The 12,385-nt window shown below is 36.7% G+C and carries 8 protein-coding genes and 6 pseudogenes; 7 read left to right on the plus strand and 7 right to left on the minus strand.

The genetic code is table 11. The annotated features are described in order from the left end of the window. Nucleotides 1-318: 318 nt before the first annotated feature. Nucleotides 319-987, plus strand: a complete 669-nt coding sequence (locus NI455_RS14350) for an epoxyqueuosine reductase QueH (RefSeq protein ID WP_004647714.1) — start codon at nt 319-321, stop codon at nt 985-987. Here NI455_RS14350 and NI455_RS14355 read toward each other — a convergent pair. The 4 genes and pseudogenes from NI455_RS14355 to NI455_RS14370 form a co-directional block, all read right to left on the minus strand. Then, a complete protein-coding gene (locus tag NI455_RS14355) occupies nt 984-2,378 on the minus strand; it encodes a methylenetetrahydrofolate reductase C-terminal domain-containing protein (protein WP_004647715.1) in 1,395 nt (464 codons plus the stop codon). The two genes, NI455_RS14350 and NI455_RS14355, sit on opposite strands and share 4 nt — an antisense overlap. A gap of 188 nt (nt 2,379-2,566) precedes the next feature. Continuing rightward, nucleotides 2,567-2,668 (minus strand): annotated as a pseudogene (locus NI455_RS14360) (putative oxygenase MesX); the annotation flags it as partial. A gap of 24 nt (nt 2,669-2,692) precedes the next feature. After that, a pseudogene (locus tag NI455_RS14365) lies at nt 2,693-2,809 on the minus strand (transposase); the annotation flags it as partial. A 50-nt stretch (nt 2,810-2,859) separates the two neighbouring features. Beyond that, the gene (locus NI455_RS14370) at nt 2,860-4,065 is read right to left on the minus strand and encodes a tyrosine-type recombinase/integrase (protein ID WP_004647716.1); all 1,206 of its coding nucleotides are present in this window, start codon (nt 4,063-4,065) and stop codon (nt 2,860-2,862) included. A 302-nt stretch (nt 4,066-4,367) separates the two neighbouring features. Between NI455_RS14370 and NI455_RS14375 the strand changes: the two genes are divergently transcribed. Further along, nucleotides 4,368-4,799 carry a PPC domain-containing protein gene (locus NI455_RS14375; RefSeq protein WP_253102531.1) on the plus strand — a complete coding sequence of 144 codons (432 nt, stop codon included), beginning with the start codon at nt 4,368-4,370 and terminating at the stop codon, nt 4,797-4,799. A gap of 118 nt (nt 4,800-4,917) precedes the next feature. Here NI455_RS14375 and NI455_RS14380 read toward each other — a convergent pair. From NI455_RS14380 to NI455_RS14390, 3 genes and pseudogenes are all read right to left on the minus strand, one after another. Then, nucleotides 4,918-5,886, minus strand: a pseudogene (locus tag NI455_RS14380) (IS481 family transposase). A 202-nt stretch (nt 5,887-6,088) separates the two neighbouring features. Further along, entirely contained in the window at nt 6,089-6,439 is a 351-nt protein-coding gene (locus NI455_RS14385; protein ID WP_004281821.1) for a hypothetical protein, read from the minus strand. 150 nt (nt 6,440-6,589) lie between these two features. After that, nucleotides 6,590-7,090, minus strand: a pseudogene (locus NI455_RS14390) (IS3 family transposase); the annotation flags it as partial. A gap of 677 nt (nt 7,091-7,767) precedes the next feature. On the opposite strand from NI455_RS14390, the gene mqo reads away from it, so the two are divergent. From mqo to NI455_RS15630, 5 genes and pseudogenes are all read left to right on the plus strand, one after another. Beyond that, a complete protein-coding gene (gene mqo / locus NI455_RS14395; RefSeq protein ID WP_004733172.1) occupies nt 7,768-9,402 on the plus strand; it encodes a malate dehydrogenase (quinone) in 1,635 nt (544 codons plus the stop codon). A gap of 72 nt (nt 9,403-9,474) precedes the next feature. Beyond that, nucleotides 9,475-10,749, plus strand: a complete 1,275-nt coding sequence (locus NI455_RS14400) for an MFS transporter (RefSeq protein WP_004733173.1) — start codon at nt 9,475-9,477, stop codon at nt 10,747-10,749. Between the two features lie 56 nt (nt 10,750-10,805). Further along, nucleotides 10,806-11,291: a hypothetical protein gene (locus tag NI455_RS14405; RefSeq protein WP_004733174.1), complete on the plus strand. Its 486-nt coding sequence runs from the start codon at nt 10,806-10,808 to the stop codon at nt 11,289-11,291. A 353-nt stretch (nt 11,292-11,644) separates the two neighbouring features. Further along, nucleotides 11,645-11,973: pseudogene (locus NI455_RS14410) on the plus strand (transposase); the annotation flags it as partial. After that, nucleotides 11,970-12,119: pseudogene (locus NI455_RS15630) on the plus strand (PPC domain-containing protein); the annotation flags it as partial. The pseudogenes NI455_RS14410 and NI455_RS15630, both read left to right, overlap by 4 nt. Between the last annotated feature and the right edge of the window lie 266 nt (nt 12,120-12,385).

The following is a 12,385-nucleotide window of genomic DNA, read 5'->3' on the forward strand; positions in this document are numbered from 1 at the left end:
AACTCGATTTGATAAACTAGCACGCAATTATAAATCTATGCGTATAGCCTGCATATTTATTTGGTGCAAAGCCAAATGAGGACACGCCCTAATAATTTCTTCACTTAATTTTAAAGCTTCATACAATGACTCTTGATTAACTTGCAATGTTCTAATTCCAAAGCATTATTGTAGTTATTCTCTTATATACTTTAGTTCTTATTAAAGTTCAATTAGTGAATTTCTTTCATCTTAACCTTAGAAAATATCAGTATATCAAATCTTTACTATCTAATTAAATCGTTAAAATATAGGGTTTAGATTTAAACCCATATAACTATGTCAAACAAACTTGAACGTCAGAAATTGACTCTCCCAGCAGGTCATGACAAGCTTCTGCTTCACTCCTGCTGTGCACCATGCTCGGGTGAAGTGATGGAAACCCTAATTGAATCAGGCATCGACTTTTCGATCTTTTTTTATAATCCCAATATTCACCCTGTCAAGGAATATGAAATCCGTAAGGAAGAAAATATTCGCTTTGCAGAAAAACATAATATTCCTTTTATTGACTGTGATTACGATACAGACAATTGGTTTGCACGTGCCAAAGGCATGGAAAATGAGCCAGAGAAAGGTATTCGCTGTACCATGTGTTTTGATATGCGCTTTGAACGGACTGCCCTTTATGCAGCTGAAAATGGCTTCAGCCTAATTAGTAGCTCATTGGGTATTTCTCGTTGGAAAGATATGAAGCAGATCAATGATTGTGGGCATCGTTCTGCTTCACATTATGAAGGTATCACCTATTGGGACTACAACTGGCGTAAAAATGGTGGTGCTGTTCGTATGCTTGAAATCAGCAAGAAGGAAGAATTCTACCAACAAGAATATTGTGGTTGTGTATACTCCTTACGTGATACCAACCGTTGGCGTATGAGCCAAGGTCGTGATCGCATCAAATTGGGCGTGAAATTTTATTCGAATGCCATGGATGATGAAAGCTAAGCTTCAGTCGCCAGATACCAATTTTTCCAGGAACTGGTTCCACGGACTTCAATGGGTACAGTTGGAATCAGTTTTTCTTTTAGAACGTCAGTCTGTCCCACGGCTTTGGCAAGTCGGGCTTTCACAGAATGAATGCATTCACGATCTCCAAACTCACAGCGATCCAATGTCGTACCACCACAAGGACCATTCGCCAATCCTTTGGGACAAGTTTCAGGGCAAATATATAAAGTATCTCCTAACCTACATTGACCACAACTTTCACAACCCACGACCCCTTGCTTAGAGATAAATTCAGTTTTTAACAATGCTTTTGCTGCAGGCGTATTTTCCCAGAATGAGGCTTTAAAAATAAAATGCCCCACACCTTTGGCAATTTTGGACTCAAATAGAGCCTTGTGCATGAAATGCAATTGCTGATATTTAATAAGCTGGCTAGAGGATGGTTGGCGGGAATAATAAGCTAATTGTGGCACGAGTTCCTTTTTAGTCTCCACTTGCCACAGTGCATTCCAGAGTGCTTCAAGTTCCTGTAAACCATAATGTCGATATTGTTCAATATATTTTTCTAAAAGCTTTTGCTCTTCAGGCTTATGGCATGCTGAAAGATGCACACCTGCAAAACCCAAATACTTACACATCAATATTTGTATAGCACAACGTTTATAAGTATTCTCAGTTCGTCCATCCTGTTTTTCCTGAGCCAACACTCGTAACATGTGTGGTGTAATCACAATTCCTGCGATCTTATGTTTCACCATAAAATTGGCACGTGCCAAACTAAGTGGCATAACACAAGCAAGTATATTTTGTGGGTATCGATGACGATTTAAAAAAGCCTTGGCTTGTTTTAAAGCCTCCATATCGTAACCCAACTGGGTAACGATAAAGTCTGCTCCTGCTTTAATCTTTTTGTGAAGTTTTAAATATTGTGCATCACGTTCAGCTTCAGCATATTTAAAGGGATTAAAAGCTACACCAATATGAAATCCACCATAACACTTTGCGGCCATGACCGCATTTACAGACTCTAAATATCGGGTGCGATTCGTTCCAGCTTGACTATTTGTATGCCCTTTTAACTTATCACCTGTGAGAAGCAGTAAATTTTTTTGTCCCGAAGCTTGAGTTAATTTTAAGAAGGTCTCAAAATCAGTAATATCCCGACTTTTCCCTGAATAATGGATGATTTTTTCCACTGATGAAGGAAATGTCTTCGCACATTCAAGTGGTGGCAAATCACTATCGGCATGCACTCGATCTGCCAAAGTGATCGCGCATGGAAATTCTGCTAAAGACATTGGTACGGCAATGCCCCCCTTAGCAGAACTTAAATATTCCAACAAAATACAAAACTGATTGTGCTTAAAATGGGAAGCAAGCTGTGACATAAAATAAAGTTCAAATAAAAATGATTAAAGCAGGTCGCTATTATATTCGACCTAACAGAATCAGCCCGATTAATCTTAAACAGGCTGATATAGAAAATTTTAGTCAACAATTATGCAATGAATCTATTCACTACATTCAATCAGGCAACTTTCTCATTAGATTCTCGCTCTAATGTGAAATGAAATGCCTATTTTTCAAGAATATTTTGATACGACTTAATGAAGTTCTCTTCTATCCATTTACCTTGCTTAAGATTCAATTGAACACGTTCAACACCGTCATAAACTTTACGAGTTAAGAGAAATCATTATTGTGAACAGACTATTTCTCTAAGTTGATTCATCACAACATGTAATTTATAGCCATAGAACCGGCCCATTGAGCTTTTACCACGAGATGCAATTTTAGATAATGATTTATGGCGGTGAATAGGTTTGTGCAACAAAGCCTATTCTAATTAAAACTTGGATTTCATAACCATTAATTTACAGTACAACTATCAATAAAATCGCCCCACCATTGCATCATTTCCATACGCTGATTAAAATATTCTGCATGATTATAACTTGCACGGGTTTTATTTTTATCAGTATGAGATAGCTGTGCTTCAATCCAATTTGATTGAAATAAACCGGATTCATTTAATATGGTACTAAATGTCGATCGTAACCCATGAGAAGTTAATTCATTTTTAGTATATCCCATTTTTCTGATAATCAAGTTCAGGGTATTAAAATGAATAGGTTTATTATTGTTTCGGGGGCTAGAAAACACATATTTTTCGCCATGAGACCAAACGAGTGCTGATTTCACAACTTCAAGTGCTTGATCAGATAGTGGAACAAAAAAATCAGGGATATCATGACCTAAAATAACCTTTCTTCTATATTGTTTAATATGTAAGGCTGGTATTTTCCATATTTTTTTATCTAGATCGAAGTGATGTGGTTCACAAAGCAATAATTCTCCACCACGGACGCCTGTATATAATTTAAACAACAGGGCTTTTTTAATAATAGGATCTGTATTAATCTGATTTAATTTAGCTAAGAAATTAGATAGTTCATCTGAATTTAAATGAGGATAGTTTTTCTTAATCTTATTGTTGACTAATATTTTATGAAGTCCATGTGCAATATTATATTCACAATACCCCATCGCTACCGCATAATCATAAATCTGATTTAAATAACTATAGGCTTTCTTTACAGGTTCTTTTACATTTCTAGATTCTATATTTTTAATAATCTTAACTAGATCATATCTTTTAATTTCCATAAATGGCATTAGTCCAATATTTGGATAAACATCCTGATCTAAACATTTTTTTGCGAGCTGAATTACACCGCATCGTGGTTCATCTTCAAAGGAATTTTTAATTTTAAATTCTAACCACTCTTCACAAATATCCTGAAAAGTTTTGATGTATTTTTTATGCAGTGGTTTATTTTCATAATTATTAAATTTATATTCATCCCGGACTGATCTGGCCTCTTTCAAGGACATTACAGGATATTCACCCAACTTCATGCGAGGACGTTTATTTGTCCCTGCAAGTGAATAGCGGTAACTCCAAGATTTACGTCCGTTTGGTTCTACCTTCAAACTTAAGCCATCATCATCTGCCAGAAAATAGATTTTTTCCTTTGGTTTAGCTTGACGTACCTTAATTTCAGTAAGACTCATGAATTTTTAACCTAACCACAAATGGCACTGCTCAATTCAATTATAGCAAATTTAAGCGATATTCATATGATGCGTATCATACGCATCACATATTTTTATAAGTAATTGTTAAATAAAATTTATATTTAGATTGGTTATTCCCTAGTAACCAATTAATTAACCATTGATTTTGCAAGTCTTAAATTGGCATTTGAAGTGCAACCCCATGTTATGACTATTCACATTTCTGCTCCATCATTCATGGTTACTTATTAGTTATGTTATTATGTCAGGAGCGATACAAGAATTAGGGTAACCTTATTATGGAAATAGCGAATACGAAATTACTAGCTGGCGCTTTGATAGCCCTAACTTTAACTATAGTTAGCCCTGTCGTACTTGCAAATGATAACAATGATATACGAAAGACTATTGTAGTTAAGTTTGCTAAAAAAGCTCACCCTGCAAATTATTACGGAAGGATAGATGGATACAAGTATGATTCCTACAAATTTTATGCTAAAAAAGGGCAAAAGTTAAAAGTGAAGTTGACTGGAGGAAATGTTGAAGCTTACTTATGGGGTAATCAATTAAAAGACTCCATCAATCTTGGAGAATATTCTCCAGAGCTTGATGATAAGGGTATTTATATTTTACCTGCTTCAGGTGAGTATGAAATTAGAGTATTACAACCTAGATCACAGGCAAGAAAAGATAAAAAACCTCAATACTGGATGAGTATTAACATTAAATAAAGACTTGCTAGATTTTTTTAAGCTTTTATACCAGGGTTCAAAAACTATTGCCAGTTAAACGGGGCGTGATTTTTACATATATGTTTTTATATTAATAAAAATGATATAGATACGTAATTCATAGAGATCGTTTCAATTTAGCAATCTCTAAATACATCTTGTAATTGGCATGTTGAATCCGTTCATTTGAGGGGTCGTATTGCTTCTGGACTTCATCTAAGAAAGGAGTTTCTTCACATAATTCAAAGTACCTTTCCATCGGTGTTTTACCTTTCAAAGCCGAATGTGGTCTCATCCAGTTATAGTAATGCTGCCATTCTGCCAGTTTGCTCTGAATTTCCTCTGAATCGATATCTACAGTAGCGTAGAACTCAGATTTATCAGTCTTTTGTGAGCGCTCTACCTTGCCATTCAGATGAGGTGAACCCGGTTTATTTGGCCTAAATTTGATTCCATACTGCATCATTTTTTCTGTACTTTTTCAGCAAAGAATGCTCGTCCACGATCGGTCTGTATTCGCTGTATGAGAAAAGGTATTTCTTCAATTACACAGTTAAAAAGTCGAGTGTATTCGCAGCTGTTCGGCGTTTATATATCCTTAAAACGCGATATCGTGTGCAGTCATCGATAGATGTGTACTGATATAGTCCAGGACCCAGTTTACAGGTATCCATTTGAATTCTATCGCCTGGTAATGGACGTTCATAACAAATGTAATCTACTTTACGACGGAATTTTTTAATCGGTTTGACTTAATGGGTGGATAGTACTTTATGGATAGTCGCCAAGGACAACGAGACTCCGTGCAGCTCATTAATTCGGTTTGCAAACGTCGAGCACCAAGATTTCTAGCTGAGCGCATTTCCAATATTAAAGCTTCTAGCTCAGCATTGATTTTAGTATTTGGCGATTTTAAGGGACATTTACTATGACTACTTAATCCATCAATACCTTGTTCAGAATATCGTTTCCACCACTTGCGTAAAGTTGGTCTAGAAATGCCACATCTCCGACAAACCAGGCCAGCATTATTGGTCTCTTCAAATAATTTAACCCATACGAGTCTTTGTTGAATTTCTCTGTTCATAGACACCCATTATATTGAAGTGATGTCTATGAATCACACAGATTATCATAAGGCTTTTGAAACTGTCGCACCTCATGTTTGAATTCACCCATTAACAGAGTGCGAATTAGTCCTTGATCATGTTTGACCACATTTCAAGGAATAGTGTCCAACTTTCGGTATGCAGATTATGGTGTGGGGTTCTCTTAAAGTTTAAACCTTATTATTTTACTTCAGTAATGCTGATTGGCTGGTCTTTTACAAATTCAACAACCCCTTCACCACGTTTAAAGTGAATTGAAACTCCATTATTATTAGCTAAACGAATACCACTACCAGCAACTGTTTGCTTTAAACGATATACCATGCCTGAGTTATCAGTCATTAAAGCAGTTTCAAAGTTATCCGATGATTTCAGAAAAATTAATAAACCATTCGGACCAGAAAATTTAAGGACCTGCGTATCAGCTGAAGTATTGCTTGTAGCCTTATCTTGTAAAGTTTCAGTCTTTGGACTCGAAGTACACCCAGTCATTGCTAAAACTAACAAAGTTAAACTTAAAAAATATTTCATTTAACTACCTTTTTCATCTGTAAATCATAGGTGTATTTATACTAATTGTTATAATTTAACAATAAAACAAATATTACTTTTTTTTACATAAAAAAGCCATAAATCGCATTTTGAACCTTACCGGATTTATCGGAGATTTTTTTATTTAAGTTAGGCCACCTGACTTAACGGGTTAATCTTATCATAGTACATTGCTTCAAACTCAAAAGGCGATACATAACCCAGTGCACTGTGTACATGCTTTTTATTAAACCAATCTACCCAATTTAATGTCGCAAGTTGTACATCTGCTAAACTTTGCCAATCTGCTTTTAAATATTCAATCATCTCTGTTTTGTATAAGCCATTCACTGTTTCAGCCAAAGCATTATCGTATGAGTCCCCCGTTGTACCGATTGATGCTCGTAAATTTGCTGCTTCTAAACGATTGGTATAGCGAATGGAAAGGTATTGAACACCTCTATGGGAATGATGAATCACATTCCTTGGCATACCTCAATCGTGCAATGCTTGCTCCAGTGCATCGAGCACCATATCTGTATTCATACGTGTTGATACTTTCCATCCAACAATTGCTCGTGAGAACACATCAATAATAAAGGCGGTATAGACCCAGCCTGAATTTGTTTGAATATACGTAAAGTCACTCACCTGAGATACCGTCTTGGTAGTCAATCAATAATTGAACCGCTCTATCTCTGATTTCAGGGGTATATTTTACTTTTTTCATCGGAACACTACGCTTCGCTACGTCGTGCGAAGCAATGCTTCTCATCTCAGGAAAGTTGGTCTCCAACAAACCTGGTACGGTTCACAATGAGGTTCATGCACGTGTAGCAGTCCTTAACAGATTTACAGAATTAGGTCGACCACTTACCCAAGTTACGCCTTAAATTTGGCTCAATTAGGGGCGCTTTGCCTTTCAAATATTTGTGCAATAAAGCCGTTGGAAAGTAACCTTGAAACAAGTTATAAGCTTCTTTTTAATAAATTACTGAGTATTTGTATAAATATTCAACATCTGATTTTTTTTAAACCAGATATTGAATTAAAATAAAAACCAATAAACAAGAACAAACATCATTGGTATTTATATTTTAATTATGTTCATTTACAATAAAAATCACTAAGTCAATACATATTTAGTCTAAAATATCCATCAATCAAAAATGTGTGATAGCTTCGAACGTTAATCTTTGTATACTTGTAATTTTGAGTATTACTTCAATTCTCTAAGCTAATTCTTTACAAGTGTTCCTATCACCATAATTGTTATTCTTGTCTTCGCTATAAAGCGATCCAAACCTGCCCTCCATGGTCATAATCGCATGAACAAATTTTTAAAATACCTATTGGTATTCATCGTTCTGCTTATTATTGCAGCACTAATCTTTTTATTTAGACCTATCGCGTCTAAGAAAATTCAAAACACCAGCAATGAGCCTGTCGTTGACGCAGTCTTAGTTGGTGGTGGCATCATGAGTGCAACCCTAGGCACATATCTTAGTGAACTTGAGCCAAACTGGCAAATTCGTATGTATGAACGCCTAGACAACGTTGCCCAAGAAAGCTCAAACGGCTTCAACAATGCTGGCACAGGCCACTCTGGCTTTATGGAAATGAACTATACCTCTGAAAAAGATGGAAAAATGGACATTTCTAAAGCTGTGAACGTTGCGGAACAATTTGAAGTTGCAAAACAGTTCTGGTCTTATCAAGTCAAAGAAGGCGTTTTGGGTCAACCAAATAGCTTTATCAACCCTGTACCGCACATTGCCTTCGTTTGGGGCGATAACGTGAATTTCCTAGAAAAACGTTACGCTGCAATGGTTAAAAACCCAATGTTTTATGGCATGAAATTCTCTGAGAATCCTGCTGAAATTAAACAATGGGCACCATTGGTGATGAATGGCCGTGATGCTGCACAAAAAGTAGCTGCAACACGCATGGATGTAGGTTCGGATGTGAACTATGGTTCGATCACCACTCAATTGGTCGATCACCTTAAAAAACAATCTAATTTCCAGTTACAAACATCGACTGAAGTGACTGGCATTAGCCAAAACGATGATAAAACGTGGACTGTTGCATTTAAAAACCTCACTACAGGAAAAACAGATCATGTGAAAACGCGCTTTGTCTTTATTGGTGCAGGCGGTGCAGCGGTTAAACTTTTACAAATGACAGGCTTACCAGAAGCGAAGCAATATGCTGGCTTCCCTGTAGGTGGCGTGTTCTTAATGACCGACAACCCAAAAGTCACTGAAGGCCATACTGCAAAAGTTTATGGTCGTGCTGAATTAGGCGCACCGCCAATGTCTGTTCCACATATTGATACACGTTATATCGACGGTAAAAAATATGTGTTGTTTGGTCCATTTGCAACTTATTCAAACAAGTTCTTAAAACAAGGTTCTCAGCTTGATTTATTGAAATCAACCACTAAGAACAACGTTTTACCAATGACCGCTGTGGGTATGGAAAATCTTGATTTGGTGAAATACTTAGTTAGCCAAGTCATGATGACCGATGAAGACCGTTTTAATGAGTTGAAAAAATACTATCCTGATGCAAAACCAGAGGACTGGCGCATGAATCAAGGTGGTCAACGTGTTCAAATCATTAAGAAAGAACCAGGCAAACCTGCAAGCTTGCAATTTGGTACCGAGATTTTTGCATCACAAGATGGTGCTGTGACTGCCCTATTAGGTGCGTCTCCTGGTGCTTCAACTTCCCCTTATATTATGTTGAGCTTGCTTGAAAAAGCATTCCCTCAGCAAGTAGCAGGTAAATGGAATCCGAAATTACATGAAATTGTAAAATCGTACCAACAAGAACTCAGCACTAATCCTGTGCTTCTTGACCAAGTTCGCCAATACACCAGCACAACCCTTGGTTTGAAATATACACCTATGGCTAAAGCTGCAAATGACGAAACTATTGCGGTAGCAAAAGCACAGTAATCTGCTTTAAACCCTAAAAAGGATGGACTTTGCGCCATCCTTTTTTAATTCATATTTGAAACTATTCTGTGTATGTCGCTTTTCCATTCCGATGCTTTTTTGGCTTTTCATTCACGTGATTTTTCACTTCTGAGTGTCAATCAGTTGTGCTTAATTCTAACCATCATGATTCAAGAAGTCGTCATTGCTTATAGTATCTATCAACTCACTCAAAATCCACTCAGCCTTGGCATGATTGCCTTAATTGAGTTACTCCCCTTTATTTGCCTCTCCCTGATCAGTGGCGACTGGGCTGATCGCTATAACCGACAAAAAATTGTGCAGTGGAGTTTTAGCTGTAGCACTTTAATTCCATTATTATTTATTGTTCTTTTTTCTCAGTACCAACAACAGCACATTCAACAAAATACACTTTTATGCGGCATTTATAGCCTCATCTTTTGCTTAGGCATACTTAGAGGCATCTACAGCCCATCATTTAATTCATTACGCCCTTTTCTAACCCCCGAGTCAGCCTATAGCAATGCAGCCACATGGACCGCGCTCATTTGGCAAATAGGCGGCATTTTAGCGCCTTTATGCGCAGGACTTTTACTCGGCCAACTTGGGCTTGAAAAAACCCTCTTTATTGTTTTTTTCTTGTGTTGCGTGGGTAGCATCTGCTTATTCGGATTAAGTCCTCGTCAATTCCCTAGCCCCCATAAACAGCATTTAAGCAAAAGTTTGAAAGAAGCCTATTTGTTTATTTTTAAACATCCACTAATGTTTTGGAGTATGTTGCTGGATCTCAGCGCCATGCTTTTTTGTAGTGTCATTATCTTACTGCCTATTTTTGCACACGATATCCTGCATCTTGGTGTTGAAGGCTTAGGTATACTCAGAGCTGCACCAGCTATTGGCGCCTGTATCATGATGTTGATGTTGACCTGTTATTCTCCGATGCAAAATGCATGGAGAAATATGCTCTATAGTAGTTTTGCAATTGCTTTGTGTACTTTAGCCTTTGCACTATCCTCCCATGTTTGGCTCTCAGTCTTCTTCCTTGTTTTAATCGGTGCCTTTGATAGCATCAGCATGGTCATTCGACAAACTTTATTACAGCAACTCCCCCCAAAAGCACTATTAGGGCGTGTAGCGGCTTTAAATGGCATATTAGTCACTTCAGGCAATCAGCTCGGTGCCCTACACATGAGCCTGATGACGCGCTATTTTTCTGTGGTGCCAGCAGTACTTATTGGAGGGACGCTGTGTTTAATAATCTGTGGTCTAAGCTTTACTCGTACGCGACATTTATTCAAGCCATCTCCAACACTAAAAAAACATGCCACAGTGGCAAAAAGTGAATAGCATGTTAAGCTTCAAATCTTCTTTTAATATGATGTGAGTTTTCAATAGAGCAAATTATGAAACAGATTTTCCCCTTTTCACATATTCTCTATACCAAACTCTATTCTTTCGTACTATCAGTGTTGTTGGCTTATTGCCTATTCAATGCAATTTATACGTTCATTATTGGTGGAACTGGTTTTTATTTATTTGCAACTTTTATTTTAGCTTTTCAATGTAATTTCGCGTTACGCACTTCTCTCCATGACCGTATTTACACCAGTTTAGGGATAGTTTTGCTTATTATTGGGTTATTGTATACACATGGAATTCACTTTCTAAACCATTTAAAAACAATTGTATTGGTTCCTGCTTTAATTTTAACTGCCTTTGGAATAGATAATTTATATAGAAAGCCAAATAGACTTAGTTGTCTTAAAGTTGGACTGATCCTCGGCCTATTGCTATTAGCTTATATTCAATATTATGATTTAGTAGAACTGCAAAATTATTATGACTCTTTACATAATGATGAGACTTGGCAGCAATTTGGCGCATTATAACAGCTAGCACAAAAAAATTTGGTGGGTGAAAAATTTACAATCCTAATTCTGATTTATCATGTTATTACATAGGAAAACTGCCTTTAAAAGACGGGGCTTGCTAGTCTAGAATTGCAGACGAAAGGGAATAAAATGCCTGTATATCCGATTCTAGAAATTGATCATTTTCAGCATCATAAACAAAAGATTTTTCTTCTAATAAGTATTGGCCATCTTGCTCACTAAGAAAATTTTAAAGTTATTTGCTTGATCAGGGAAAATTTGTTCTCCGTCAAAAAAAGATCATAACAATCTCGAACGGCTTTGTTGCGCAAAGCTGTTCTTAAGGACTTTTTCAGCAATATAATTTTCAAATGAAGAAGCATACACATAAAATTTACCGCACAACCAATTGGTTCGCATATAACCGAGCACGCATTCATCGCGGAAATATTGCCATTTGGTTTGATCCAGCTACGCAATGGTATGCCCCATCAAAAGGCAAACAAGGGCGAAATCAAACCTACTCCGACGCAGCCATCCAATGCTGCTTAATGATTAAATCCTTATTCCGTCTGTCTTTACGTATGGTCACTGGCTTTATGCAAAGTCTGATTAAACTTTGCGGCTGAGCAGCCCCGAATATCAGTGATATTCGTACAGTACGCTTTGTAGAAGACAAAAGCATATTGATATTGCAATCTTGGAGAATATTCTCCAGAGCTTGATAATAATGGTATTTATATTTTACCTGCTTCAGGTGAGTATGAAATTAGAGTATTACAACCTAGATCACAGGCAAGAAAAGATAAAAAACCTCAATACTGGATGAGTATTAACATTAAATAAAAGACCTCTTGCGAAAGTATCGTTTTACCTAATTTTTGAATTGGCTAAAACCTTATTAAATGTAGCTTTATGCTGTTTAAATTTTGACTAACGCAAGAAGTCTAAAGACTTGCTAGATTCTTTTAAGCTTTTATACAAGGGTTCAAAAACTATTGCCAGTTAAGCGGGGCGTGATTAGAGATGGATCCGTAAATTTGAACAACTCCTATAAGTGATATTCTGCTCCTCAAATGATGTTATAAACATCAATATATGGAGTATTTTAT

This window comes from Acinetobacter lwoffii (assembly GCF_024129435.1).
Taxonomy (GTDB): domain Bacteria; phylum Pseudomonadota; class Gammaproteobacteria; order Pseudomonadales; family Moraxellaceae; genus Acinetobacter; species Acinetobacter lwoffii_F.